24 protein-coding genes and 1 tRNA gene are annotated in these 26982 nt (G+C 64.5%); 16 read left to right on the top strand and 9 right to left on the bottom strand.

The window, feature by feature from the left end; genetic code table 11:
- Positions 1–30: 30 nt before the first annotated feature.
- From Y88_RS17210 to Y88_RS17170, 9 genes are all read left to right on the top strand, one after another.
- Positions 31–2583, top strand: coding sequence for a tetratricopeptide repeat protein (locus Y88_RS17210; RefSeq protein ID WP_008071565.1), 2553 nt, complete (start codon positions 31–33; stop codon positions 2581–2583).
- 281 nt (positions 2584–2864) lie between these two features.
- On the top strand, positions 2865–3371 hold the full coding sequence (locus Y88_RS17205; RefSeq protein ID WP_018075599.1) for a type III secretion system chaperone family protein: 507 nt from the start codon (positions 2865–2867) through the stop codon (positions 3369–3371).
- A gap of 77 nt (positions 3372–3448) precedes the next feature.
- On the top strand, positions 3449–4258 hold the full coding sequence (locus tag Y88_RS17200; RefSeq protein WP_008071563.1) for a pyrroline-5-carboxylate reductase family protein: 810 nt from the start codon (positions 3449–3451) through the stop codon (positions 4256–4258).
- Positions 4259–4396: 138 nt separating this feature from the next.
- Positions 4397–5140, top strand: a complete 744-nt coding sequence (locus Y88_RS17195) for a Bax inhibitor-1/YccA family protein (protein WP_018075600.1) — start codon at positions 4397–4399, stop codon at positions 5138–5140.
- 192 nt (positions 5141–5332) lie between these two features.
- The gene (locus tag Y88_RS17190) at positions 5333–6160 is read left to right on the top strand and encodes a hypothetical protein (protein ID WP_008071560.1); all 828 of its coding nucleotides are present in this window, start codon (positions 5333–5335) and stop codon (positions 6158–6160) included.
- A 138-nt stretch (positions 6161–6298) separates the two neighbouring features.
- Positions 6299–6374: transfer RNA gene (locus Y88_RS17185), tRNA-Ala, on the top strand.
- A gap of 188 nt (positions 6375–6562) precedes the next feature.
- Positions 6563–7618, top strand: coding sequence for a GTPase ObgE (gene obgE / locus Y88_RS17180; RefSeq protein ID WP_008071559.1), 1056 nt, complete (start codon positions 6563–6565; stop codon positions 7616–7618).
- A 100-nt stretch (positions 7619–7718) separates the two neighbouring features.
- A complete protein-coding gene (gene proB, locus Y88_RS17175) occupies positions 7719–8852 on the top strand; it encodes a glutamate 5-kinase (RefSeq protein ID WP_008071556.1) in 1134 nt (377 codons plus the stop codon).
- Positions 8852–9784: an NAD-dependent epimerase/dehydratase family protein gene (locus Y88_RS17170; protein WP_018075601.1), complete on the top strand. Its 933-nt coding sequence runs from the start codon at positions 8852–8854 to the stop codon at positions 9782–9784. The genes proB and Y88_RS17170 overlap by 1 nt, the downstream gene beginning before the upstream one ends.
- Before the next feature lie 24 nt (positions 9785–9808).
- Here Y88_RS17170 and Y88_RS17165 read toward each other — a convergent pair whose 3' ends face one another.
- The 4 genes from Y88_RS17165 to rnd form a co-directional block, all read right to left on the bottom strand.
- Positions 9809–10891 (bottom strand): GGDEF domain-containing protein, encoded by a 1083-nt coding sequence (locus Y88_RS17165; RefSeq protein WP_008071546.1) that lies wholly within the window; start codon positions 10889–10891, stop codon positions 9809–9811.
- Between the two features lie 160 nt (positions 10892–11051).
- A complete protein-coding gene (locus Y88_RS17160) occupies positions 11052–11699 on the bottom strand; it encodes a YitT family protein (RefSeq protein WP_008071544.1) in 648 nt (215 codons plus the stop codon).
- On the bottom strand, positions 11696–12592 hold the full coding sequence (locus Y88_RS17155; RefSeq protein ID WP_008071542.1) for a hydrogen peroxide-inducible genes activator: 897 nt from the start codon (positions 12590–12592) through the stop codon (positions 11696–11698). Before Y88_RS17155 ends, Y88_RS17160 begins: the two co-directional genes overlap by 4 nt.
- 9 nt (positions 12593–12601) lie before the next feature.
- Complete coding sequence (gene rnd, locus Y88_RS17150) at positions 12602–13939, bottom strand: ribonuclease D (RefSeq protein ID WP_008071540.1); 1338 nt, start codon at positions 13937–13939, stop codon at positions 12602–12604.
- Positions 13940–14107: 168 nt separating this feature from the next.
- Between rnd and aspS the strand changes: the two genes are divergently transcribed.
- The 5 genes from aspS (at position 14108) to Y88_RS17125 (ending at position 19500) form a co-directional block, all read left to right on the top strand.
- A complete protein-coding gene (aspS, locus tag Y88_RS17145) occupies positions 14108–15889 on the top strand; it encodes an aspartate--tRNA ligase (protein ID WP_008071539.1) in 1782 nt (593 codons plus the stop codon).
- Positions 15890–16042: 153 nt separating this feature from the next.
- Positions 16043–16279, top strand: coding sequence for an acyl carrier protein (locus tag Y88_RS17140; protein WP_008071537.1), 237 nt, complete (start codon positions 16043–16045; stop codon positions 16277–16279).
- Between the two features lie 148 nt (positions 16280–16427).
- Entirely contained in the window at positions 16428–17687 is a 1260-nt protein-coding gene (gene fabF, locus Y88_RS17135) for a beta-ketoacyl-ACP synthase II (RefSeq protein ID WP_008071535.1), read from the top strand.
- 111 nt (positions 17688–17798) lie between these two features.
- Complete coding sequence (gene mltG, locus Y88_RS17130; RefSeq protein ID WP_008071534.1) at positions 17799–18782, top strand: endolytic transglycosylase MltG; 984 nt, start codon at positions 17799–17801, stop codon at positions 18780–18782.
- 199 nt (positions 18783–18981) lie between these two features.
- Positions 18982–19500: a 2'-5' RNA ligase family protein gene (locus Y88_RS17125; protein WP_008071533.1), complete on the top strand. Its 519-nt coding sequence runs from the start codon at positions 18982–18984 to the stop codon at positions 19498–19500.
- A 25-nt stretch (positions 19501–19525) separates the two neighbouring features.
- Here the strand turns inward: Y88_RS17125 and Y88_RS17120 are convergent, their stop codons facing one another.
- Both Y88_RS17120 and Y88_RS17115 read right to left on the bottom strand, forming a co-directional pair.
- On the bottom strand, positions 19526–21217 hold the full coding sequence (locus Y88_RS17120) for a transferrin-binding protein-like solute binding protein (protein ID WP_018075603.1): 1692 nt from the start codon (positions 21215–21217) through the stop codon (positions 19526–19528).
- 90 nt (positions 21218–21307) lie between these two features.
- On the bottom strand, positions 21308–22642 hold the full coding sequence (locus Y88_RS17115; RefSeq protein ID WP_008071531.1) for a tetratricopeptide repeat protein: 1335 nt from the start codon (positions 22640–22642) through the stop codon (positions 21308–21310).
- A 257-nt stretch (positions 22643–22899) separates the two neighbouring features.
- Here Y88_RS17115 and Y88_RS19255 point away from each other — a divergent pair, with 257 nt between their 5' ends.
- Together Y88_RS19255 and Y88_RS17110 are read left to right on the top strand one after the other, a co-directional pair.
- A complete protein-coding gene (locus Y88_RS19255; RefSeq protein WP_008071530.1) occupies positions 22900–23058 on the top strand; it encodes a hypothetical protein in 159 nt (52 codons plus the stop codon).
- A gap of 111 nt (positions 23059–23169) precedes the next feature.
- A complete protein-coding gene (locus Y88_RS17110; RefSeq protein WP_008071529.1) occupies positions 23170–23862 on the top strand; it encodes a glutamine amidotransferase in 693 nt (230 codons plus the stop codon).
- Here Y88_RS17110 and Y88_RS17105 read toward each other — a convergent pair.
- Genes Y88_RS17105 through Y88_RS17095 form a run of 3 tightly spaced genes read right to left on the bottom strand, consistent with a single transcriptional unit; the run spans position 23854 to position 26837 of the window.
- Complete coding sequence (locus tag Y88_RS17105) at positions 23854–25017, bottom strand: aminotransferase (RefSeq protein WP_008071528.1); 1164 nt, start codon at positions 25015–25017, stop codon at positions 23854–23856. The genes Y88_RS17110 and Y88_RS17105 overlap by 9 nt on opposite strands.
- A 25-nt stretch (positions 25018–25042) precedes the next feature.
- Positions 25043–26311: a metal-dependent hydrolase family protein gene (locus tag Y88_RS17100; protein ID WP_008071527.1), complete on the bottom strand. Its 1269-nt coding sequence runs from the start codon at positions 26309–26311 to the stop codon at positions 25043–25045.
- Positions 26312–26363: 52 nt separating this feature from the next.
- On the bottom strand, positions 26364–26837 hold the full coding sequence (locus Y88_RS17095) for a MarR family winged helix-turn-helix transcriptional regulator (protein WP_008071526.1): 474 nt from the start codon (positions 26835–26837) through the stop codon (positions 26364–26366).
- Positions 26838–26982 lie beyond the last annotated feature (145 nt).

Genomic DNA, 26982 nt, shown 5'->3' with positions numbered 1-26982 from the left:
CCTTCGTATTCCCGCTAGGGCGGGCCAACGATGATTCGCTTCCCTCACGCGTCTCGCCTTTCCGCTCGCCGACTGTCATGGTCCGGCGCGCTGGTTGCTGTCGGTCTTCTTGCGGCGGTTCCTGCTTCTCTCTCTGCCCGACCTCAGGTCGAGGACGAGGAGGAACCCGCAACGGTATCGCGTCCCGTCATCCAGTCGACTGCGCCCAGTGCCGGACAGGCTCTCAATGTCGCGCTCGGGCGTCTCGCAAAGGACCCCCGGAACGTCGATGCCTTGGTTGACGCGGGCAAGGCGGCCCAGACGCTGGGTGACAACGAGGCGGCCCTCGGCTTTTTCACGCGCGCGGATCAGGTCGCGCCGGGCAATGCATCGGTAAAGGCGGAAATCGCCGGTGCGCGCCTCCACATGGGCGATCCCATCGACGCTTTGCGCTGGTACGAGGATGCGGAGCGCGTCGGCGCCGATCCGGCGACGCTGGCGCTCGATCGCGGATTGGCTTTCGATCTCGTCGGCGACAATGCCGCCGCCGTTGTGCAATATCGCCTGGTTCTGGCTCGGCCTGGTATCGATCAGGCCACGCGGGACGAGGCGACGCGCCGCTATGCGCTGAGCCTTGCCATCGGTGGCGACCGGCGTGGTGCCGATCTTGCCCTGGCGCCGCAGTTGCAGCGTCAGGACCGCGCCGCCTGGCGTGTTCATACTTTCATGCTGGCGATCGGTGGGCGGTCGGAAGAAGCGGTGACGCTGGCTCGCTCGTCGATGCCGGCCGACCTTGCCAATGCGATCGCGCCGTACTTGCGTTTCATGGGGCGCCTCACGCCCGCGCAGCAGGCTGCTGCCGCCAGCCTTGGGCGTTTCCCTCGTGCAGCTGATATCGGTCGCGACGATCCGCGTATCCTGACTTACGCGGCTGCGCATCCCCGGGTTCCGCTCGGGGCGTCGACGGCGACGCTGGCATCCAATGCGCAAGCAGCGAACGATTCGCGCAATGCGGGTCGTGGACGTCGTCAGCGCGGGCGAGGGGGTAATCCTCCGCGTCAGGAGCAGGTCGCAGCCGCCGAAGCGGCGGTCCCGCTTCCTCCGCCACCGCCGCCGGTCGCTTTCGCGACGCAGCCGGTGGTGCAGAAAGTTCCCGAACCCCAGCGTCCGGCGGTTTCCGTGCCTGCGCCGGTTACGTCCCAACCATCGATTGCTCAGCCGTCGATCAACGCGGCGTCGGCTGCTCCGCCCCTGCCGCGCCCGACCGTGCTGTCGAAGCTTGATATGCCTGCGCCGCGCCGGACATTGCTGCAGGCGCCCGTGGCCACACCCGCTCCCGCGCCCGTTGCGCTTCCACCTGCTCCTTCCTCAGCTGTATCGCCGCCGCCGGTGCCATCCGCGCCGGTGGTCTCGACGCCTGTGGCCGCATCTCCAGCGGCCCCCGCCGCTCCGGCATCCGCAGCAGTGCCCGTCGCCGGAACTTCCGCGCCGGTGCAGATGGTCGGCGTTCCGGTCGTTCAACCCACGCCTGTCGTTCAGCCCACACCGGTCGAGGTCGCGCAGTCGGCGACGCCTGCGCCGATCGAACGGATCGCGATTCCGGCGGCCGAACCGGTGAAGTCGTCGGCACCCGCAGCCAGGGATGTGCGCGATCATACGGTGGCCGCAAGGACCAGTGCGTCGAAGCCGGTCAGGGAAAAGCCCGAGGAAAAGGTCGTCAAAGGCAAGGCGGCCAAGGACGCCACCGTGCATGACAGTGCGGATAATGGCGACGACACTGGCAGCAAGGCGGGCAAGACGGCCAAGGGCAAGCAAGCCAAGGATGCTGCCGCTTCCGACAAGGGGGCAAAGGACAAGTCCGGTCGCGACAAGTCGGCCAAGGCGACATCTGAAAAGGACGCAAAGGCTGCCGACGAGAAGGCGGGCCGCAATGTTTCCGCGAAAGACGCCAAGGGCAAGGACGCCAAGGGTAAAGACGTCAAAGGCAGGGACGCGAAGGGGAAGGATAAGGCGGACGAGGACAGCTCGCTCGGCCCGTGCAAGCCGGAGCCCAAGGCTGCGCATGGGAAGGCGCCCCAAAGTCGGAATGCCAAGAGTCGGAATGTCCAATCCCGGACCTCGGCGCATCATGGTCGCGATGCCGAGACCTGCGTGCGCGAGGATCGTCCCGATGGGCCCAAGTCCGTGTCCCGCGACACCGATAGCAGTTCTGCCGATATCCCGGTCGCTAAGGGCAAGGGGGGCAAGGATCTCAAGGGCAAGGATGTCAAGGGTTCCAAGGGCAAGGACATCAAGGATGCGAAGGACACCAAGGAAAAGGGACGTGGTGCCCATTATGCCAGTCGGATCTGGGTTCAGGTCCTGACCGGCGGGGATCGCGACAAGATGGCGAGTGAATGGCACGGTCTTGTGCGGCAGGCGCATATGCTTCGCGCGCGCAAGCCCTACATCACGCCTTGGCGCAGCAATTTCCGCCTGCTGACCGGTCCTTTCGCCAGCGATGCCGAAGCGCAGGATTTCATTGCCGATCTGCGCAAGGAAGGGGTGTCGGGCTTTGAGTGGACGAGCCCTGCCGGACAGGCAGTCGACAGCCTGCCGCAGTAAGGATTTTCGCTTCTGCCGGGACTGCTCCTTTGGGTGATTGGGGTCGTTTCGGCAAAAAAGGCGGAGATGGTGACCCAATAGGGAATGGACCCTGGGGGGGCAGCATGCGATCTTTACTTCGTGTCCACAGGTTTTACACAGGCTTGTCGAGTTTTGCGCAACGGGTGCATCGCCTGTCATTGCCCAGACCCGGGACCTTGGCGATTGATTGGGGCAAGCGATGCCGTGGCTACATGGGCGGGAAAGTCCCGCAAGGTGGCGCCCGATGCTCTGGAGTGCCGATGATGCGGACTGCCCACGACGATCATGAACGCGAGGACGCCGCGCCGGTCGACATGCTGGCGTCTCTGTTCGAAGCGCGCGGATGGCCTTTTGAATTCGTTTCCGATGACGAGATCCACGGAGAGATCCAGGGGTCCTGGGCGAATTACCAGATCCGCTGCATCTGGCGGTCTGAAGACCATGTGCTGCAGATGCTGTGCCTGCCCGACATTCGCGTGGCCGACGACAAAAAACCCGCCGTGTGGGAAGTCATGTCGCTGATCAACGAGCAGGTCTGGGTCGGCCACTTCGACATGTGGTCGAACGGCGGCGTGTTGCTCTATCGTCATGGGCTCATGCTCGGTGACGAAGGCCTGCTCAGTCTCGGACAGGCGCAGGCCGCGATCGAGGCTGCGGTCGATGAATGCGACCGGTTCTATCCGGTGTTTCAGTTCATCCTGTGGGGGGACAAGAGTCCCGCAGATGCCCTGGCCAGCGCTCTTGTCGATGCGGTGGGCGAAGCCTGAAGGCTTGACGGGGTTCCGGGGCGGTCGCAGGGAGAGCATCGCTTTCCCGTAGACCGGCAAACAGGAGCCACCGACCCATGCAATTCCTCCAATTCGGCTGTGGCAACATGGGCGGGGCCATGCTGGCCGGATGGCTGGCGGGCGGCTTCGATCCCGCAGCCTTCACGGTTATCGACCCCTATCTCGACACCGCTCCCGAAGGGGTTGCGCTGCTGAAGGCAGCTCCCGAACAGGGCGGGCCGGTCGATGTCGTCCTGCTCGGTTTCAAGCCGCAGCAGCTGCCTGCCTCGGCCCCCGCGATCGTCCCATTCGTCGGGCAGAACACTCTGGTCCTGTCGGTTCTGGCCGGTGTCGATCTTGCGACGCTCAAGGCAACATTCCCGGCGGCCGGGGCTGTGGTCCGGGTCATGCCCAATCTTTCAGCAGCCCTCGGCAAGTCGCCGATCGCCCTGTGCGGCGATGCGACCGGTGCGTTCCGCGACACGACCGATGCGCTGATGGCTCCCTTGGGGCAGAGCGAATGGCTCGACGACGAAGCGATCATGGATCTGATGACGGCGCTGGCCGGATCGGGCCCTGCTTTCGTCTATCGCTTCATCGACGCGCTCGCGACCGGCGCGACGGCGCTCGGCCTTCCCCGGGCGCAGGCTGACCGGCTCGCCCTGGCCATGGTCGAGGGGGCAGCAGCCCTTGCCGCTGCATCGCCCCATGCCCCGGCCGAACTCGCGCGCCGCGTCGCCAGCCCGGGCGGCACGACGCAGGCCGGGCTCGATGTGCTCGATGCCGATGGTCGCATCAATGCGCTCGCCGAAGATACCCTGCGTGCGGCGCGCGATCGCAGTATCGCGATGATGGCCGAAGCAAAGGCGCGCGCTGCTGCGGGTTGATCGGCAGTTCATTCAGTCTTCGGCAATGGACCTTGCGCTAATGCCCATTTTCGACGGTTCTGCTTGAAAGCGCGGCAGTCCGGGGCGATATTGAGCGCAAGGGTCGGATTGCGGCCCACTGATGGAGACATGGAGCAAATGGCAAACTGGAACGATCCTCAGCCCTCGTCGACGGGCTTCGGCGCGTCTCCGAGCCTTTCCGGCACTTGGGGCCGTAGCACCGTCTACGATGCCGGTCTTCGCCGGCACATGCTTTCGATTTACAATTACATGGCCTCGGGCGTGCTGCTTTCGGGCATCGTCGCGCTCGGCTTTGCGACGTCGGGTCTTGCTGAAGCGGTGCTCATGACGCCGCTGCGCTGGCTGATCGCGCTTTCTCCGCTCGCTTTCACCATGGTCATGAGCTTTGGCGTGAACCGCCTCTCGACCGGTGCCATGCGCGGGCTGTTCTGGGCGTTCAGCGTGGCGATGGGGCTTTCGCTCTCGTCGATCTTCTTCGTCTACACCGGTCCTTCGATCGCGGTGACCTTCTTTGCGACCGCGGGCGCTTTTGCCGGTCTCAGCCTGTTCGGCTACACCACGCAAAAGAACCTGTCGGGCATGGGGACTTTCCTCCTCATGGGCCTGTTCGGCATCCTGATCGCGTCGCTGGTCAATCTGTTCCTGCATTCGCCGGGACTTTCCTGGGGCATCAGCTTCCTCGGCGTGTTCATTTTCGCGGGTCTCACCGCCTATGATACCCAGAAGCTGAAGGAACAGTACGCCTATGTCGCGGGAACCGACATGGCCGGCAAGGTGGTCGTGCTGGGCGCTCTCGAGCTCTACCTCGACTTCATCAACATGTTCATGATGTTGCTGCGCTTCATGGGCGACCGTCGCTGATCGGGACACCGTCTCGAGTGGCGATCCGTCCGATAGTCGGAAACGGATTTCGTTCTGTCGTGCCCGGCAAGGCTTATGCCTTGCCGGGCATTTCTTTCTGTGGGCGGCGAGCGTAAGGCTCGGGCAAAGGGGCGGCGATGCCGTTTCCGATGTGTTGCAACTGATGTGATTTGAGAAACAAGGGGGTACACCATGACCGACCGCACGCGTTCGCGCGGATGCCGACCGGAGCCTTCGGGCGTGGGTGAGGCCTGCATTTTCGGTGTTTCGTTCGATGGCCGCCGTCTCATGACCCGGATCGGCCTTGTCGGCGGCGCGGCGCTCGCCGTGGCGCTGGCATCCTGCGCACCCAAGGCGCCGCCTCCGCCGCCCGCACCGCCGCCGCCGCCGGTTGCGGTCATTCCGGCTCGGCCGACTCCGCCCGACGGCGCGGCCCCCACGATCGTTCCTCCTCCGGTGGAAGCGGACGGGACCCGCGATTCGGTCAATCGCAAGATCTCGACCAACCAGTATGTCTGGAACCTGCGTTCGGCCTACACCGTCGCCGCGCTCAATTGTCATGATCCGCGCAATGCCGGGATTCTTCCGCATTACGGCGCGTTCCTGAAGCGCAACGTCAAGGAGCTCAAGACCGTCTATGGCGAGATGGATCACGAGTTCCGCAAGAAGTTCGGCCGCAACGGCGAAGTGATGCGCGACGACTATCTGACGACGCTTTACAATCACTATGCCCTGCCGCCGACGATGTCGCAGTTCTGTGACGTGATCGACAAGGTCATGGTCGATGGTGAAGCGGTTCCGACGAGTGAGCTTGGCACTTATGCGCTGGCCAGCGTGCCCAAGATCGAGAAGATCTTCGACGATTTCTACGATCGCTATGACAAGTATCGCAACGCTCTTGCCGAGTGGGAAGAGAAGTACGGGCAGGGCGGGCGCGTGAAGATCGAGCCGCTGGCTGATCAGCCGCCGGTTGCTTCCTCGCCCCCTCTGGCTGCTGCCGGCCCGATCGGCTCGCGCTGATCGGGAAGGGAACCTCTAAAAAAGCGCGCTCTTTTGAAAAACTGTATTTTTGGGGCTTGGCAAGACTCCAAAACCTGCGCTAAGGGCGCGCCTCCCGACAGGCAAGGTTAGCCAGGTCAGTCGGTGAAACACTGGAACGGGGCCGTAGCTCAGCTGGGAGAGCGCGTCGTTCGCAATGACGAGGTCAGGGGTTCGATCCCCCTCGGCTCCACCAGTGTACCGTCAGGACATGGGCTTTGATGATCGCGGTCCATGCCTCTCCCGGCACAGCCTGCGTCTCGCGCTGACATCGCTGCCACGTTTGGTGGTGGTGTGAGGTGCGAGGGGTGGGCCGTTTGCCGTTCTTGCGCGGGTGATGCGGTATTGTGCCGGGGTCCTTGCGCGTATGCCGGACCGTTACCCATGCATTTTCTCGACCAGGCCAAGATCTATATCCGCTCGGGCGCCGGTGGCCCCGGCGCGGTCAGCTTTCGGCGCGAGAAATATGTCGAATACGGCGGCCCCGACGGCGGTGACGGCGGCAAGGGCGGCGACATCGTGTTCGAGGCGGTTTCGGGCCTCAATACCCTGATCGACTTTCGCTATACCCAGCATTTCAAGGCCCAGCGCGGCCTGGGTGGTGCGGGCAAGAACCGCACCGGCGGCGGGGGCCGGGATCTCGTCATCAAGGTTCCGGTCGGGACCCAGGTGCTGGACGATGATCGCGAGACGGTTCTGATCGACCTTGTCGAAGTCGGCCAGCGCGTGGTTTTCCTGCGCGGCGGCGATGGCGGGCGCGGAAACGCCAGCTTCAAGTCATCGACCAATCGTGCGCCACGTCAGTGCGGGCCGGGCTGGCCGGGGCAGGAAATGTGGGTCTGGCTGCGGCTCAAGCTCTTGGCCGATGCCGGTCTCGTGGGCCTGCCGAACGCAGGCAAGTCGACTTTCATCAACCAGATCAGCAATGCGCGGGCCAAGGTCGGTGATTACGCTTTCACCACGACTCGTCCGCAATTGGGCGTGGTTCGGCACCACAATCGCGAATTCGTGCTCGCTGACATTCCCGGTCTGATTGCCGGGGCGGCCGACGGGGCGGGCATCGGTGACCGTTTCCTCGGTCATATCGAACGCTGCCGGGTGCTCATCCACCTGATCGACATTCACGGGACCGATCCGGCCGAGGCCATGGCGATCGTTGCTGACGAACTCGAAGCCTATGGCGCCGGGCTGGATGAAAAACCGCGCCTTGTCGCACTCAACAAGATCGATCTTGTCGATGCCGAACTCGTCCGCGCTTTCACCGACGAACTGATGGCTGCCGGGGCTGAGCGGGTGTTCCCGATTTCGGGCGCGACCGGCAAGGGGATGGACGCACTGCTCGACGCGGTGCTCGAATATCTGCCTGCCGCGACGATGACCGAACGTCCCGATGGCGAGATCGAGGACGCGGAGGAACAGCGTCCTTGGTCGCCGATCTGATATTTACCATCCGACCCGTGCCTGTCGTGCGTCGGGACGGGGTGAGGATCGGGGCAATGCCCTTCACCTGCAACGGCAATTCGCATAAGCGGCATCGGACATGACCAATTCCACGCTTGCCCAGCTGCTCGACCCCGCCATCACGCCCCGCCTTGTCGTCAAGGTCGGTTCGGCGCTTCTGGTGGGCAAGGATGGCGAGCCGAGACGCGAGTGGCTGACGGCGCTGGTTGCCGAACTGGCGGCGGCGCGCGCGCGCGGGCAGGATGTCATCGTCGTTTCCTCGGGCGCGATCGCGCTCGGTGCGCGCCGACTCGGCCTTGCCAAAGGCGGACGCGGTAGCCTTGCCGATGCGCAGGCCGCCGCTGCCGTGGGGCAGATTGCTCTTGCCGGATTGTGGGCCGAATTGCTGGCCGGGCACGGGCTTACGGCGGCACAGGTACTGCTGACGCTCGACGACCTCGAGGAACGACGGCGCTGGCTCAACGTGACGGCCACTCTGGGCACTCTGCTGGCGCGCGGGGCGGTTCCGGTCATCAATGAAAACGATACCGTCGCGACTGAGGAAATCCGGTTCGGCGACAACGACCGGCTGGCCGCCCGGGTGGGGCAGGCTGCCGGGGCGAGTGCCGTCCTGTTGTTGTCGGACATCGACGGCCTTTATGATCGCGATCCGCGTCTGCCCGGCGCAACCCGCATTCCCGTGGTGCGCCGCGTCACGCCCGAGATTCGGGCCATGGCGACCGGAGGCTCGTCCTCGGGTCTCGGGTCGGGTGGCATGACCTCGAAGTTGCAGGCCGCCGAGATTGCCGGACTTGCCGGCATGGCTCTGGCGATCATCGATGGTCAGCCGGTCGCGCCTGTGGGCGAGGCTCTGGCTTCGGGACGGGGCACCTTGTTCATGGCTCGCCCGCGCAAGGGCGCGCGCAAGGCCTGGCTCGGCGGCAAGCTGCGCGTGCGGGGCAGCGTCCATGTCGACGAAGGCGCCGCTGCGGCTCTGGCGCGCGGGTCCAGCCTGCTTGCCGCCGGTGTGACGCGTGTCGAAGGCAGCTTTGTCCGTGGCGACGCGGTTTCGGTGGTGGGCCCCGGTGGCGACGTGCTGGGACGGGGCTTGTGCGAATACGATGCCGGCGAATGCGCGCGGCTGATCGGACGGCACAGTCGCGAGCACGAGGAAATCCTGGGCTATGCACCGCGTTCGGCGCTGGTCCATCGCGATCAGCTGGTCCTGATCTGATGAGCGATCTGCGACGGTCCCAATTGATTGCGATTACCGGGGCGACCGGCTTTGTCGGGCAGGCGGTGCTCGACCTTGCGTCACGCGAAGGGCTGGAAATCCGCGCTCTTGCACGTCGTCCGCAGGAAGCGCGGGCGGGTGTCGAATGGGTGCAGGGCGACCTTTCCGACGAACGCGCGCTTCTGCGCCTCGTTGCGCGCGCCAGTGTCGTCATTCACATTGCCGGTGTGGTGAACAGCCCCGATCCCGAAGGGTTCGAAACGGGCAACGTGCGCGGCACGCTCAATGTCGTCAACGCGGCGCTCGCGGCAGGGGTCGGGCGTCTGGTTCACGTGTCGTCCCTGTCGGCGCGCGAGCCCGAGCTGTCGCTCTATGGTTCGTCCAAACGGCGGGGCGAGAAGATCGTTGCCGCCTCCAGCCTCGACTGGACGATCGTGCGCCCTCCGGCCGTCTATGGCCCGCGCGACACCGAGATGTTCGAGCTGTTCCGCCTTGCCAGCAAGGGCGTGGTGCCTCTGCCGCCCGATGGTCGCACGTCGGTCATCCACGTCAACGATCTTGCTCGGCTTTTGCTCGCGCTGATCCCCGGCGGGGAGGACGTGACCAGCATGACGTTTGAGCCCGACGACGGCACCGAAGGTGGCTGGAGTCATGTCGAGCTTGCCAAGGCCATCGGCATGGCGGTGGGGCGTCGCGCGATCGCGCTGCCGCTGCCCCGGCGCCTGCTCGAATGGGTGGCTCGGGCCGATCGGGCCGTGCGCAAGGACAGGGCCAAGCTGACACTCGACCGTGTCGGGTACATGTGCCACCCCGACTGGACCGCAGGCGCGGGGCACAGGCCGCCATCCGCGTTGTGGGAGCCGCAAGTCGAAACCCGGATGGGGCTTCATGCGACCGCCGCCTGGTATCGCGAGGCAGGCTGGCTCAAATAAGTGCGCGAGGCTTGCTTCCCGGTCTCAGGGGGCGGCCATGATCGAATTGCGCCCCTGCTCCTTGGCGAGATAAAGTGCCTCGTCCGCCGCGCGCATGGCGTCGCGCGGGGATGGGTAGGCAAAGACATCGGCGACACCCCCGGAAAAGGTGATGCGACCGATGGGCTCGTCGGTGCGGCGATTGACGAATCGGCGTTCCGAGAAATTCTCGCGCACGGCGTCGAGTTTTTCGCGCACCTCGTGCTTGGTCATGCCGCGAAAGAGCAGGACGAATTCCTCGCCGCCGTGGCGGGCGACATGGCAATTCTGGTTGCTGAGGCGGTCGAGCGTTTCGGCGACCGCCTTGATCACCCGATCGCCGGTTTCGTGCCCTTGGGAATCGTTGATCGCCTTGAAATGGTCGATGTCGCAAAAGGCGATGCTCAGGCTTTCGACCGCATTGCGAGTCTCGTGATAGATCCGGTTGAACATGGCATCGAAAGCCCGGCGATTGGGCAGGCCGGTGAGGTAGTCGACTTCCGCATCGCGCTGCGCCCGGGAAAGGCGGGTGCGCAGGGTGCGCACTTCCGATTCGCTGGCGCGGATATCGGTTTCCAGCTTGCGGTTGTGATCGAGGATGGTTCGGCCGAGCTCGATCAGGTCTTCGGGATCGAAAGTCTCGGGGGTCTCGCTGGCGCGGGTGACTTCCTTTTCCAGAGCAGCGTTGCAGTGGGCCGCACTCATCCGGGCGTCGTGGGCGGTCTTGGCAAAGCGGCCGAGCGAGTCCTCGAACTGCACCATCATGGCCTTGATCGCTTCGGCTTCGTTTTCCTTGGTCAGGAGCGTGTTGAGCCATTCCTGCGTGATCGTCTCTCCGGCCAGCCGCTTCTGGCCGATCTTGCGGGCGAGTTGCGGGTCCTCGCCGCTGAACGCGGCATGGGCAAGAAGCAGGTTCTGCGCCGTGATCGGCAGCCGCGACTTGAGCAGGAACTCGGTGATTTCCTGCATCAGGCGTGCATTGGCATGGTCGATCAGCGACAGCGCGGCTGTCGGCGAGGTTGCCGGGGTGGCGGTCGGAGGCGTTGCTCCGATTTCCTCGCCTCCGGTGCCAAGGGAAAGAAACCGCAAGATACGGCTTCCTGCAGTGGACATGATCTGCTCCGGATAAGACTTGGTCCGACTGTGTCGGTCCACAGGTTCTACCGGTGCTTCATGAGGATCGCTCGCCGGGGCGCTAGGGAAAAGAGCCTATCTGCCGAGGAACGCACCGGCGAGGTTTTGTCCGGGATCAGGCGTCGGCGAGGTAACGGTCGGGACGGTGCCAGACCAGCACGATGGCATTGGTGGCAAAGGCCGCGACAAAGGACCAGAACCCGCGCTCCAGACCCAGTGCGAGAAAGCCGATCCCGACGATGACGGCATCGCATCCCATCGAGATCGCGCCGAAATGCCATCCCGTGCGGCGGCTGAGCCAGCGGGCGACGACGGCAAGGCCGCCGACTCCGGTCGCATGGCGGGTGACGGCAAGAATGCCCATGCCAACGACCGTGCCGCCGACGATGGCGGCAAGCGGACGATTGATCGCCGCGACCACCAGCCCCTGTTCAACCACCCCGACCAGTCCCATGACCAGCAGTGTCGCGATCGTCGTGCGCACGGTATAGGGCGTGCCGAGCATGCGCCAGAAAGCGAGGAAAATCGGCAAGTTGATCGCCGTGAACAGCGGCCCGGGCGCCACCGGCAGGAAATAGGAGAGCATCAGCGCAATACCCGCCACACCACCCGTCGTCAGGCGCGCGGCATGGAGCAGGGCGATGCCCAGTGCGAGAAGGATGCAGCCCGTGACGATGCCGTAGATGTCTTCGGCAAGGCTGTGCGGAACCGCCGGAGGACGGGCACTGGGCGCGCTCTCGATCGGGGAAAGGGCTTCGCTCATCCTGCGCGCAGTTCCTCGGCCAGAAGGCGGAATTCCTCGCCACGAGGCGAATTCTTGCGCCAGACGAGCGCGATCTCGCGATAGGCGTGTTCGCTCTGCAAGGCGCGTGCGACGATCCGGGTGTTGGCCAGAATGCCCGCCGTGATCGCCATTTCGGGCAACATGGTCAGGCCAAGGCCGTTGTCGACCATCTGGACGAGGGTATGGAGCGATGTGCCGATCATTGTGGCACTGGCCCGCAGTTCGGGCCGGTTGCACGCTGCCAGGGCATGATCCTTGAGGCAGTGGCCGTCTTCGAGCAGGAGCAGGCGATTCTCGTCGATCGAGGCAGGCGTGACCAGCGGCGGCGGATCGCGCGGGTCGTCATGGGGAAAGGCGACCAGCAGGGGATCGTTGAACAAGTGCTCGCACTCGACCTCGCCGGTGGCGAAGGGCAGGGCGAGCAGCACGCAGTCCGCACGCCCGTGATGGAGCGATTCGATTGCAGCCCCGCTCGGCTCTTCGCGCAGGAACAGCTTCAATTGCGGCCGTTCGGCGCGCAGGCGCGGCAGGATCCGGGGCAGGAGGAATGGTGCGATCGTCGGGATCACACTCATCCGCAATTCCCCCGCCAGCGGCAGTCCGTGCGACTGGACGAGATCGGACAGCTCCTCTGCCTCGCGCAGCAGGCGGTGCGCTTTTGCCACCACCTGATTGCCGAGCGGGGTGAAGCGCACGACCCGCCGCGTCCGTTCGACAAGAACGACGCCGAGCAGGGTTTCGAGTTCGCGCAGGCCCGCCGACAACGTCGATTGCGAGACGAAGCAGGCGTCGGCCGCGCGTCCGAAATGGCCATGCTCATGCAGTGCGACAAGATATTGCAACTGCTTGAGCGTGGGCAGGTAAGTGCTCATTGCGATGGCTCAGTCGCCATCGGTTGTCGCAGGTGGAGCGAGTGCTTCGACCCGCTCTTCCGCGGGCTCGCCCGGTTCGGCAGCATCAGGCTCGCTTTCACCGGGAAGGCTGTCTTCACCCTCGATCGGCTCAGGGGTGACTTGCTCGACCTCGGGATCGACATGGGCACTGTTGCCGATGTCGTCGATGTGCGCCATTTTCAGCTTTCCGCCGACGACTGCGAAGGCAAGCTTGCCTTCGACAAGGTCGAGGGCATCGCGGCCGAACTGTTCATAGCGCCAGCTTTCGAGAATCGGCAGGCCCTTGCGCTGACCGGCGGCGAGCGCTTCGAGATCGTCGCTGCGGGCAAGCAGGCGGGCGGCAATGTCGATTTCGCGGCTGCGGATCTTGAGCAGGAGCTTGAGCAGGTCGGCAACGAGCGCGCCTTCCTTGCCGAGCGGGGCTCCACGCGGCGCGCGCGGGGGCATTTCGGCATCGGTCAGCGGCTTGGCATCGGCGATGCACTGCATCAGCCGTCGACCGATCTCGTTATCGCGCCAGCCCGAGGACAGGCCGCGCACCTTGGCCAGATCGGCCTGTTCGCGTGGCGGGTGGCTGGCGAGGTCGGCAAGCGTTTCGTCGCGCATGATGCGGCCGCGCGGGATGTTCTTGTCCATCGCCTCGATCTCGCGCCATGCGGCAAGAGCCTTGAGGCGGCCGAGCACGGCGGCGTTGCGGCTGGGCGGGCGGATCTTCTGCCAGACCGACTGCGGATCGCTGCGATAGTTTTCCGGGTCGGCGAGCTTTTCCATCTCGATGTCGAGCCATTCGCCGCGCCCGGTCTTGATCAGGCGCTTGAGAATGCGGGGAAAGATCTTCGACAGGTGAGTGACGTCGCCGATCGCGTATTCGATCTGGCGCTCGGTCAGCGGGCGGCGCGACCAGTCGGTGAAGCGCGCGCCCTTGTCGATCGAGAAGCCAAGCCAGCTTTCGACGAGATTGGAATAGCCGATCTGCTCGGACTGGCTGACGGCCATCATCGCGATCTGGGTGTCGAAGATCGGATGTGGGGTCCGCCCGGTCAGGTTGTAGATGATTTCCACATCCTGCCCACCGGCATGAAAGACTTTGAGGACATCTTCATTGTCGACGAGAAGGTCGAGCAGCGGGGACAGGTCGATGCCCGGAGCCATCGGGTCGATGGCGGCCGCTTCCTTGTCGTCGGCGATCTGCACCAGGCACAGTTCGGGCCAATAGGTGTTCTCGCGCATGAATTCGGTATCGACGGTGACGAATTCGGCCTTGGCAAGACGGGCGCAGATGTCGGCAAGTGCGTCGGTCGTGGTGATCAGCGGATGGATCTTCATCGGTCTTTTTTCTTGTTGGTCCTCGCCTCGCCGCCCCGGAAAGGGCACGGTGCAAATGACGCTTGGGTTACCCCCGTCCGGGGGCGGCGGCTTGACAAAATGACGGCCATCGCCTCTTGGCCGCAATCAAACCCCTGCCTTAATGCAGCCTCTTTGGAAAGACCCTCGATGCATCCTTATCGTTCCCACACTTGCGGTGCCCTGTCGCGCGAGCATGTCGGCCAGAACGTCCGGCTGTCCGGCTGGGTCCATCGCAAGCGCGACCACGGCGGCGTGCTGTTCGTCGACTTGCGTGACCACTATGGCATCACCCAGATCGTTGCGGACACCGACAGCCCGGCGCTCGCGCTGCTCGAATCGCTGCGCGTCGAAAGCGTGGTGACGATCGAGGGCAATGTGAAGGCGCGCGCGGACGCGACCGTCAACGCCAACCTCTCGACCGGCGCGATCGAAGTCTATGCGCGCGGAGCGACCGTGCTTGCCGCGGCCGAGGAACTGCCGCTGCCGGTCGCCGGGGAGCAGGAATATCCCGAGGACATCCGTCTTCGCTATCGCTTCCTCGACCTGCGCCGCGAAACGCTGCACGCCAACATCGTCAAGCGCACGAAGATCATCTCGGCCATGCGCCGCAAGATGGAAGGCGTCGGCTTCACCGAATATTCGACGCCGATCCTGACCGCGTCGAGCCCGGAAGGTGCGCGCGACTTCCTCGTGCCCAGCCGTATCCACGGTGGCAAGTTCTATGCGCTGCCGCAGGCGCCGCAGCAGTACAAGCAGCTCTTGATGGTGGCCGGTTTCGACCGCTATTTCCAGATCGCGCCCTGCTTCCGCGACGAAGATCCCCGCGCAGACCGCCTGCCGGGCGAATTCTACCAGCTCGACCTTGAAATGAGCTTCGTTACCCAGGAGGAAATCTGGGAAACGATGGAGCCGGTGATCGGCAGCATTTTCGAGGATTTCGCCGAAGGCCAGGCGGTCACGCCGATCGGCAGCTTCCCGCGCATTCCCTATGACGAAGCCATGCTCAAGTACGGCTCGGACAAGCCGGACTTGCGCAACCCGCTCATCATCACCGACGTTTCGGCGCACTTTACCCAGTCGGGTTTTGGCCTTTTCGAAAAGATCGTCGGTGGCGGCGGTGTCGTGCGCGCCATCCCTGCGCCCGGCACGGCGGACAAGAGCCGCAAGTTCTTCGACGAGATGAACGAGTGGGCCCGCGCCGAAGGCTACGCCGGGCTGGGCTACGTCACGCGCAAGGGCGGTGAATTCGGCGGTCCGATCGCCAAGAACCACGGCGTCGAAGGCATGGAGAAGATCTATGCCGAACTCGGCCTGGGTGCGGACGATGGGCTGTTCTTTGCCGCGGGCAAGGTCGATCAGGCCGCCAAGCTGGCAGGCGTTGCCCGCAATCGCGTCGGCGAACAGCTCGGCCTGATCGAGCAGGGCGCGTTCCGCCTGTGCTGGATCGTCGATTTCCCGTTCTACGAATGGGACGAAGACGAGAAGAAGGTGGAATTCAGCCACAATCCGTTCTCGATGCCGCAGGGCGGGATCGACGCGCTCAACAATGCCGATCCGCTGACGATCAAGGCGTTCCAGTACGACCTTGTCTGCAACGGCTATGAAATCGCCTCGGGCTCGATCCGTAACCAGAGCCCGGAAACCATGGTCCGCGCGTTCGAGATCGTCGGCCTGACCAAGGCGGACGTCGAGGAACGCTTCGGCGGCCTCTATCGTGCGTTCCAGTACGGGGCGCCGCCGCACGGCGGGATGGCTGCGGGCGTTGACCGCATCGTCATGCTGCTCTGCGGAGCGCAGAACCTGCGCGAAATCTCGCTGTTCCCGATGAACCAGCGAGCCGAGGACCTGTTGATGGGCGCACCTGCACCTGTCAGCCTCAAGCAGCTTCGCGAGCTTTCGATCCGCGTGGTCGAACCCGCGAAATCCTGACCGTCGCGCTGCTCGGGGCAGGGCGGCATCGCACCATCCGGGCGATCCGTCCCGCTCCTTGCAGCGTCCCACTTGCCAGCAGGGCTTGCGGCCATTAGGGCGAAGCGCTGAACGGTTTACACAATCCTAGTTTCGTCTGAAGGGACAAATCGAATGAGCGATACCGCCGACCGCGTTAAGAAGATCGTTGTCGAGCACCTCGGCGTCGAGGCCGACAAGGTCACTGAAGACGCAAGCTTCATCGACGATCTGGGTGCCGACTCGCTCGACATCGTCGAACTCGTCATGGCCTTCGAAGAAGAATTCGGTGTCGAGATCCCCGACGACGCGGCTGAAAAGATCGCCACTGTCGCCGACGCGATCAAGTACATCGACGAAAACAAGGGCTGATCGCCCAAAACTCCCCGAAACCTGAACCGGGTGCTTGGCCCGGAACAGGACCCGGACAGGCTTTTGCGACCGGCAAGGGGGGAGGACTAAGGCAGGCTCAGCCCGTTTTGAGGGGCTGGGCCTGTTTTCATTTTTTCCGGAGAACGCAATGCGTCGTGTCGTTGTTACCGGCCTTGGGCTGGTCACTCCGCTGGGGGCGGACGTCGAAACTGTCTGGGCCAACCTGATTGCAGGCAAATCGGGCGCAGGTCCGATCACCCGGTTCGATGCGAGCGACCAGAAATGCCGCATCGCCTGCGAAGTGAAGCCGGCCGATCATGAATACGGCTTTGATGCTTCGCGTCGTGTCGATCACAAGATCCAGCGCCAGGTCGATCCCTTCATCGTCTATGGCATCGATGCCGCCGGACAGGCGCTCGAAGATGCCGGACTTACCGACATGAGCGAGGAAGAGCGCCTGCATGCAGGTTGCTCGATCGGCGCGGGTATCGGTGGTCTGCCGGGGATCGAAAGCGAATCGCTGGTGCTCGCGGCCAAGGGCCCTGCGCGCGTCAGCCCGCACTTCGTTCACGGCCGTCTTATCAACCTGATCTCGGGTCAGGTGTCGATCAAGTACGGGCTGATGGGGCCGAACCATGCGGTCGTGACCGCCTGTTCGACCGGCGCCCACTCGATCGGTGACGCTGCGCGGATGATCAAGGACGGCGATGCCAACATCATGCTGGCGGGCGGTGCGGAAAGCACGATCTGTCCGATCGGCATTGCCGGTTTCGCCCAGGCTCGTGCGCTCTCGACCGCGTATAACGACGAACCGACCAAGGCCAGCCGTCCCTATGACCAGGGCCGCGACGGTTTTGTCATGGGCGAAGGCGCGGGCGTGGTCGTGCTCGAGGAATACGAGCATGCCCTGGCACGCGGCGCGAAGATCTATGCCGAAGTCGTCGGTTATGGTCTTTCGGGCGACGCCTATCACGTGACGGCTCCGCATCCGCAGGGTTCGGGCGCCTATCGCTCGATGGAAATGGCGCTGCGCAAGGCGGGCATGACGCCGGCCGACATCGACTATGTCAACGCCCACGGCACCTCGACGCCGCTCGGCGACGAACTCGAACTGGGCGCGGTGCGTCGTCTCTTCGGCGATGCCATCGGCAATGTCTCGATGTCGTCGACCAAGTCGGCGATCGGGCACTTGCTCGGCGGCGCGGGCGCAGTCGAATCGATCTTCTGCATCCTGGCGATCCGTGACCAGATCGTGCCCCCCACGCTGAACCTCGACAATCCGAGCGAAAGCTGCCTGGGCGTCGATCTCGTCCCCCATGTTGCCAAGAAGCGGAAGGTGCGTGCCGTGCTGAACAACTCGTTCGGTTTCGGCGGCACGAACGCCAGCCTCGTCCTCAAGGCGATCTGAGCGTCTTGACCGGAATGCGCGGCGCAGGGGAAACCCGGCGCCGCACGTCCGGAACTTGCCGGTCGCGCCGTATCGGGGCCCGGCCATGATCTGCCGCGCGAAAGGAAGACAATGATCCGCCGCATCGGAAAGGTTCGGCTGGCAATCCTTGCCGCCTTGTTGCTGGTCGTGGGATACGGCGTCCATTTCCTGTGGGGATGGTACGGACCCGGTCCGCTGGACAAGGATGCCTCGTTCATCGTGTCGGATGGCGCCGGGATGACCAGCGTCGCCGAAAACCTCGAAGCGCAAGGCGCGATCGCCTCGGCTTTGACGTTCCGTGCACGAGCACGCCTGCTCGGTCATGCCGGAGGGCTTCAGGCGGGCGAATTCATCCTGCCCGCCCATGCGAGCGGGGCCAAGATCCTTGCCATTCTTCAGGGCAGGGAAGGCGTCATGCGGCGTCTTTTCACCGTGCCTGAAGGCATGCCCTCGGCACTGGTCTATGAAAAGCTGATGGCGCAGCCACTGCTGACCGGGAAAGTGGACATGCCTGCCGAAGGCTCGATCCTGCCCGACAGCTACGATTTCCAGCGCGGACAGTCGCGTGCCGACCTTGTCGCGCGCATGCAGAAGGCGATGAGCAAGACGCTTGCCGACCTCTGGGCCAAGCGCAGTCCCCGTACGGTCGCCAAGACGCCCGAGGAAGCCATCGTTCTGGCCTCGATCGTCGAGAAGGAAACCGGGAAGCCGTCCGAACGGACCATGGTTGCCGGGCTCTATTCCAATCGCCTGAAGAAAGGGATGCGCCTGCAGGCGGACCCCACCATCATTTATCCGATCACCCAGGGGCGTCCGCTCGGCCGTCGCATCCGGGAATCGGAAATCCATGCGGTCAATGATTACAACACGTATACGATGACCGGACTGCCAAAGGGGCCGATCACCAATCCCGGACGGCTCAGCATCGAGGCGGTGTTGAACCCGGCCCAGACCAATGCGCTTTACATGGTCGCCGACGGCACCGGCGGGCATGTCTTTGCCGACACGCTCGACCAGCATAACGCCAATGTCCGCAAGTGGTTCGCCTTGCGTCGCGCACGCGGCCAGATGTGACCGGCGGGATGGGACGGTCTTTACCGTTTGGTAACCGTCCCTGCGTTAAGTGTTTTTACGGAAGGCAGCCTCACTCCGGGGTAAGTCTTCAGAGCGGGAACATTACGGCTTTTTCCGAGCCTTCATCCACCACCGGTTACCGGTTTTGCCGAGTGTTCCCGCCGACTTCCCCAAGATTCGATGCTTGCGGAAACCGCTCGTGACCACGGCACGGGCGCCTTTTCTCGTTCTGGCGACGTTGCCTGCCCCCTTGCAGGCGCGGCTCGATGCCTTGCGGCGTGCTCATTATCCGGTCGAACACAATCGCTCGCCCGCCCATCTCACGCTTTTTCATGCCGTGCCGGGAATGGTCGCCGCTGAATTGGCCGATCTTCTGGCCATGCTTACCGGCTCGATGCCGCCGCCGCGTGCTCGCTTTGGCGGAGTGGTCGATCTCGGCTCGGGAACCGGGGTGGGGGTGGCCAGCCCCGAACTCGCCGATCTGCGCGAGACGATCGCCGAGCGTTTCCACGGCCTGTTGAGTGGTGGCGACGCCGTGCCGCCGCGTTTTCACGTCACGGTGCAGAACAAGGTCGAGCGGCCAAGGGCGCGGGCGCTGCAGCGGGATCTTCCGGTCCTGTGGCAGCCGTGCGACGCACAGATACCGGGCATTGCCATCCACCGGGTCGTGGATGGACAATGGCAACCGGCAGGGAGCTGGCGTTTCCGCGGTCGGTGATGATCCCGACCGGGCAAGTCTGCGATCAATTGGCCTTTGTGACCGTGGCGCCGACGATCGTTGTCGTGGCGCTGCCGCTGCCGGAAATCGAGATCCGGAACGGGCCGCCGAATTCCTGTGCCGCAGGACCATAGAACGAGGGTGTGATCTGCCCGGTTCCGCCCTTGGTTCCGGTCAGGCTGCCTTGCGCGGGCATTCCCGAGGACAGCGTTCCCGATGCGTTGAACGTGCCGTAGTCGGTGCTGCTGCTCTTGAGCGCGATGGTCCCGGCGTATCCGCCGATGTTGAAGTCGATGTCGAAAGCCGAGGCACCCTTGACGGCGTTGCCGGTTCCCGTGCCGCTGTCGAATGCGGTGCCATAGGCGACGCCGGCATAATGGGCGGTGCCGGTGCGGGCCGCGAGTGTGGCGGCGTCGGTCGTCAGCCCATAGACGAAATAGGTGTAGATCGAGGTCCCTTGCGCGGCGGCATCGGGAGTTTCCCGCCAGCGGCCGAAGCTCATGTAGGTGAGTGCGAGTTCGCTGTTCCCGGGGCGGTACATGTCGAGTGCCACGGTGGCGCCGTTCACGGTTTTCTGGAACGAGGTGAAATTGGTGTCGGTCGCGGCGACCCTGTCGCTGTTGGCCAGCGTGGTCTGCGCGAGGTACGAACTGCCCCCGCCGATCGTGACGTCGCCTGCAGTTGTGACGGCAAGCGGGTTCGTGCCAAGGCTGGTCGAGCTGCCGGTCGAGGGCGTTGAGTCGAGTTCAGCGGCTGCTGCCGCATAAGTCTGATCGGTCGCGGGATTTGCGACGGAAAGATTGATCGGGGTTGTTCCGGGACTGGCGATGCCCCAGATCGCGCCGCTTGCCGCGCTGCCGTCACTGCCGCTGGAGGAAAAGGCTGCGCCCAGTTCCTGCGCGCTCGGCCCATAGAAGCGGCCCGAGAGCGTGCCGCTCGAACTGTTGCCGCTGCCGCTGTAATGGACCGTGCCGGTAAAGGCATTGGCTGACGAGGACAGGGTTCCCGTTCCGGTGAGCGAACCCGTGCCGCCGATGACCGCGCCCGAGGCAAGGCCGGTTTCGGTGGTCGTCGCGCTGGTCGAGAGGATCCCGTCGAGGAAATCGACGTCCAGTCGCCCGGTCCCCTGGAACATGCGCGCCTCGGTGCCGGGCAGCGTGACCAGACCCACGACCGTGGTCGCATAGGCGGCCTGTCCGGTGCGCGGTACGGCCGAGGCAGGGGTGTCGAGGCCGTAGGTGAAAATGTCGAAGGTCGTTGCCTCGCCGGTGCCGCTGACGCTGTAGCGCTGCCAATAGGCAAGGCCCGAATATTGCGGCGCCGCGCTGTTGTAGCCGGTGACATTGGCGGCCAGCATGGTCAGCCGGTCGGTCGTCGTGCCGCTCGTCTTGCTGTAGACGGCAATGCCGTTGGCGGCGCTGGCCATGTCGGCAGGCGCGAAAGTCTGGCTGCGTCCCTGCGTCGTGATCGTGTAGCTGTTCGACGTCGCATCATAGCTGATTGTCAGCGGTTTCGCGGTCGACGAACCGGCGGTGGTGTTGCCGGTGACGAGATCGAAGGCTGCGGTCTGGCTGGCGCCGTCGTTGGCAAAGCTCTGGCTTGCCACCAGTTTGGCAAGGCTGGAATTGCTGGCCGGCGTGGTGTTGGCGCTGGCCACGGACGAGGCCCCGTCGCCGCCGCACCCCCCAAGCGTCATCACGCCGGCAAGCATGCCCATGCTTGCGGCCGTTTTGCGAAATGCCATCAATGCCCCCCGTTTCCGGTTCCCGTACCCATCCCGTCCCGGAGCATATCCATCCGCTTCCGATCAGAATGCGGAGGCTATTCCCACTTCTCCGGCGACTCTTTTATAATCATAGAGTTGGACGGTTGATGCGTTCCGTTCTAGCCGCAAACGCAGGAGCGGTGACAAGGAACCGATGCGAATTTGGCGCAATGTCGCGGCAAGGTTCAGGCCATAGGCCTGATCGCGTCGGCGATCGTTGAACAAGGCAATGCGGGCATCGGCGGCAAGGTGGCTGTAGGACAGCGTAGCCGTCACGGTCGCCCGGCCTATTTCGCGAAAGACATAGGGGCTGAAGCCGAAGCTGGTCGTGGCATAGCCGGGATCGCGGGTATCCTGGCGATTGCCGAAGAGCGAAAGACCCCCGCCAAAGCGGGCCGAGAACGCGCGGTCGAGACCTGCCGTGCCGCCCCAGGCCGAACCGGTTTCCAGAGCGTTGCGGTGATTGTCGACAAAGGCGTGGTTGGCGCTCACCCGCAGCAGCCCGCGCTTGCCCAGCCGATGTTGCCAGTCGATCGCGGCAGTCGTGGCGGTGGTATAACTTCGCCCGCCGTACCAGCGCAGTGCCGCGCCACCGCTCAGGCTGACGCGATCGTCGCCCAGGCTCCATTCGGGGCCGATCTGCGGGGCGACCACTTCGTCGTCGAAACCGGGGTCGCGATAGAGACTGGCGCTGCCGGACAGGCGCGCGAGCAGGGACAGGCGCGGCGTCATCCGCAGTCGTGCGAACGCCTGTGTCCGGACGACCAGCCCCATGCCCGAAGTTGCGCGCGCGTCCCGGCTGAGCGTGAAATCGCCAATGACGGTGCCCATGGTTGACGCCGTGGTCGCGCGATTGACGTTGCTGTCGGGGGCCAGCGCGAGTTCGATGCTGCCGCTCATGGGGCGCTGCGCCTCGAGCGCCTGTTGATAGAAACGCACCATGCGGGCGATGTCGGCGGGAAGGCCGATCGCTTGCGCGGCGCGCAATTCGCGCCCGGCCGCGCCGGTCCGGCCCATTTCAGCTTCGAGGCGTGCCAGTTCGAGCCGCACCGGTGCGGCATTGGGCTTTTCATCAAGTATCCGTCGCAAGAGCAAAGCCGCTTCGGTCCGACGATGGAAGGGACCGGCGAGCAGGCGAGCGAGACGAAAGCGCGCCTCGCAACGGATGTCGATGCCCGGATTGCCGATCAGTGCACGCAGGGCTCGTTCGGCGGTGTCATAGTCACCTCGTTTTGACGCCGCCTCGGCAAAATCGAACATCTGCACAGGTGAAAGCTGAAGCGTCCCGGTCGTCGGGGAGGGTGGCGTGAACGGGGGGAGCGCGGGCGTCGAAACGGCCATGAGCGTCGGCGCCAGAGCAAGGATCAGCACCGGCACACCGCATTTCTCCCCCGACGTTCATCGCCCGGACAGAGAGTAACAGGAATGGGGAACCTGCGTAGCGGGTCCGCCAAATCGGAGGCATTCATCCGACCCGACCACCCCCTCCACGACCGGTGTCACTCGCGGTCGCTCAAGACGAACTTTGCCCCAGTTGAGATTTTCTGAGCGGACGCAATTCAATTGAATTGGTAGAGATTGAGTCGACGGCGGTTCCCTCACTGCCGTTCATGAAGCACAAAAGGATTTGCGTGATGTCCCGAAAGTCAGCCCCCTCGTCGCGTGGAACGGTCCACTATCCCCTGCCTCGTCTGCCGCATCCCTCGTGGCGGATGGCTGCCGCCGGAGAGGCCGCGCGCGCCGAACGGGTTGCTGTCAGCGCCGAGGATTTCTGGAACCGCCTCGGCCTCTGACCGGCCGCCGCCCGATCCGGAATGCCGCTCATGTCGCGTGGTTTCCATTCGCATGATCGCAGGGCACATTTTGGATCAACCATTAAGAGCGAATCGATTACACAAAGTGTCATGAAAAACGCGCTGATCATCCGCCATGTGCCCTATGAAGGGGTTGCGGGGTACCGTTTGCCGATCGAGGAAGCAGGATATGACGTCGCACGCATCGACGTCTGCGACCCTGCATTTTCCTGTCACGATCTGACCGAGCCGGACCTTGTCATCATGATGGGCGGACCGATGGGCGTCTATGAACGCGACCGGCACCCGTGGATCGCGTGCCAGTTGCGTCGTCTGGCGCGGCGTCTGGAAGCGGGCCGCCCGACATTGGGCGTGTGCTTTGGTGCGCAGATGATTGCCGCAGCCATGGGTGCGGAAGTCTATCCCGGGGGCGCCAAGGAGATCGGGTTCCACCCGATCGAGGTGCACGATGCGGATAGCCCCTTGCGCCATGTCGCCGGGGTTCCGGTTCTGCATTGGCATGGCGACACGTTCACCTTGCCCGACGATGTCGAACTGCTGGCCTCGAGCCATGTCTATCCGCATCAGGCATTCCGGCGGGGCAGCAATATCCTAGCCCTGCAATTCCACGCCGAAATGGGCGAGGATCCGCGCTTTGACGCCTGGATCGAGCAGGGACCGCATGAACTGGCCGCAGCCGGTCATACGCCGGAAACCTTGCGCAATGCCCACGACGAGCATGGACCCGGTGCCGTGGCCGCGGGACGTGCGATGATCCGCGAGTGGCTGGCCCAGTTAAATTAGGCTTCGCTGCCAGCCGACGATGCGCTCGAGTGCCTCGTTCAACATCGCTTCGGGCTTGCAATGGCAGAGCCGCAGGATGTGCTGCGGCGCGTCGTCGCCTTCCCACAGGGCCGAGAGCGGGATCGATGCCACGCGGGCCTCGCGGACAAGCCGCTCTGCTGCCTCGCGGTCGCCGAGCGCAATGCCGCTGGCTGCAAGGTCGATGCAGGTGAACCAGGTCGCTTCGCCGGGCAGGACCGTCAGTCCGTTGCGCGCAAGACCTTCATTGAGGATGCGGCGGGTGGCCGCCCAGCCTGCCACTTGCCCCGCAACCAGTGCGTCGTCGGCAAGGCCTTCGGCCACGGCCCATTGCAGCATCGGCGGAGTGGTGAAGGTCAGGAACTGATGCGCCTTGGCGAGAACCGCAGCCATGGCCGGGGCGGCGATCATCCAGCCGACTTTCCATCCGGTCGCGCCGAAGATCTTGCCTGCCGAACCGATCTTTACCGTGCGTTCGGCCATGCCCGGTTCGGCCAGCAGCGAGCGATGAGTGCCGCCGTCGAAGCGCACGGTTTCCCAGACTTCGTCGCAGATGGCGTAAAGGTCGTGTTCGACGGCGAGTTCGGCCAGCAAGGCGCGTTCCCCGGCATCCATGATCTTGCCGGTGGGATTGAGAGGATCGTTGACGATCATGGCCCGCGTGCGGGGCGTGATCGCCGCGCGGATCGTCTGTGCGTCATAGGACCACGCGGGCGGTTGCAGGGGCACGAACACCGGCACTGCGCCGACCCGGCGCACCAGCGGCGCATAGGCGTCATAAGCAGGCTGGAACATCAGGACTTCGTCGCCCGGACTGGCAATCGCCAAGATGGCCGCCGCGATCGCCTCGGTCGCGCCCGAGGTCACGATCACTTCTTCGCGCGACAGGGCAAGGCCTTGCTGGCGCCCGTAGAAATCGGCGACGGCGTCGCGCAGTTCGGGGACACCGGCCATCGGGGGGTAGTGTTGCGACCGTTCGGCCATGGCGCGGGTGACGGCTGCGGACAGGACAGGCGGAGGCGGCCCGTCGGGAAAACCCTGGCCCAGATTGATCGCTTCGTTCGCGCGGGCAAGGCCCGACATATGTTCGAAAATCGTCGTCGGGAGCGCGGTATAGACCGCGTTGAGCGCATGCATCGGGTTCGCTCCGCAAGGATCGGGTTCAGGGACGGGATACGATCGCTCCGCCCTTCATCACCAGGGTGATGTGGCGGACGGCGACGACATCGCGGGTCGGATCGCCCGCAACAGCAACGAGATCGGCGAGAAGTCCTGCTTTCACGCGGCCGACCCGGTCGCTCAGGCCGAAATGACGGGCATTGCCCGATGTCGCCGCGATCAGGACTTGCGCCGGGGCCATTCCGGCGGCCTGCATCTGCTCCATCTCGCGTGCATTGTCGCCATGGGCAAAGACGCCGACATCGCCGCCTACGCAGATCGGCGTTCCGGCGGCAAGGGCAAGGTGAAAGGCCCGGATCGAATCGGTGACCATGTCCGGGGCAGGAACTGCGCCGTTCCATCCGCGATAGTGCGCAATCGCATCGGTGGCCGACAGGGTCGGGCAATAGACGATGCCTTTGTCATGCATGGCGCGGAACAGCTCCGCCGTGCCTTCGTCTCCATGTTCGATGGTATCGACACCGGCGGCAATGGCCCGCCGCATGCCTTCGGCGGTTACCGCGTGGACCGCGACGGGGCGTCCGGCATCGTGGGCGACGGCAACGGCGGCGCTCATTTCCGCAAGCGTCAGGGTGGGGCGACTGGGTTCGCCGCGCTGGTAATGATAATCGGCGTAGAGTTTGACGACATCGGCCCCGGCGGCGATCTGGTCCCGCACGGCGCGAACGGTTTCATCGACGCCGGACACTTCCTGCGCGCCCAAGGGCACGGCGACGCCGGGCTCGAAGCCTTTCGGACCATAGGCGCCGCGCGCGACAATGGCGCGGGTGGCGACGATCATCCGGGGGCCGGGCACGATCCCTTGCGCAATGGCATCGCGCAGGCCGACGTCGGCATAGCCCGCGCCCTCGGTGCCGAGGTCGCGTTCGCTGGTGAACCCGGCGAGCAAGGTGGCGCGCGCCTGCGCGACGGCACGCGCGGTACGCAGGGCCAGAGCCTCGTGCAGAACCTGATCGTCCCACGATGTCTGGTTATAGGGGTGAAGGAACAAGTGTCCGTGCCCCTCGATCATTCCCGGCATCAGCGTCGTTTCGGGAAGGTCGATGACGTCCGTCCCGGCCGGGGACGCCAGCGCCGGACCGACCGCGACAATGCGCTCGCCATCGACCAGGACCTGCCACCCGCGATGCGGCACGGGATCGGTTCCGTCGAAGACTTGCGCGGGGCGCAACAGGATCGGAGTGGCCAGCGCGGGCAGGGCCATGCCCAGCGCCAGCGGAACGGCAACAGCAGACAGTAAACGACGCATCATGCTGCAAAGACTAGGCCTGCGGGGCTCGCTGTCCACTGCTCTTGTCGCGAATTCAGGCGGCGGCGTGACGCAATTTGGCCGCGAGGCTGTCGAGCGAGGCGATCAGGTCGGGCAAGTGCGCCAGCATCTCGGGATCTTCGCCGGTGGCCGCGATCATGTCGCCCGGAACGCAGGTCAATTCGTCGGCCACCGTCCGTCCCCGTTCGCTCAACTGCACACGCACGACCCGTTCGTCGGCACTGTCGCGGCGCCGTTCGACTAGGCCTGCCGCCTCCATCCGCTTGAGCAGGGGGGTCAAAGTGTTGGATTCCAGAAACAGCAATTCGCCCAGTTCCCCGACCGTGCGGTCGTCGCCTTCGCGCAGCGCGACCAGCACCAGATATTGGGGATAGGTCAGCCCCCAGCGGTCGAGCACCTGTTTGTACAGCCGATTGAAGGCAAGGCTCGCGGCATAGATCGAAAAACAGACGAACGGGGCGAACGGCTTTTCGCGGCTGGAGGCCGGGTGGGGCGAGGGGTGTGACATGGCCGGAATATAAATCGTGCGCGATCTAATCGCAAGGGATTGACCCCTGCGGCGAATCGGATCATATAGATCGTACACGATCTAATCGTTCTCGATTAAAATGAAGTCGAGCTCATTATCCCGAACCAGATGCCGATCCGGCATA

The organism is Novosphingobium nitrogenifigens DSM 19370 (genome assembly GCF_000192575.1).
In the GTDB taxonomy this organism is placed as follows: Bacteria; Pseudomonadota; Alphaproteobacteria; order Sphingomonadales; family Sphingomonadaceae; genus Novosphingobium; species Novosphingobium nitrogenifigens.
The sequence above is the reverse complement of the archived record's forward strand: the minus strand, read 5'-3'. Positions and strand labels throughout refer to the sequence as shown.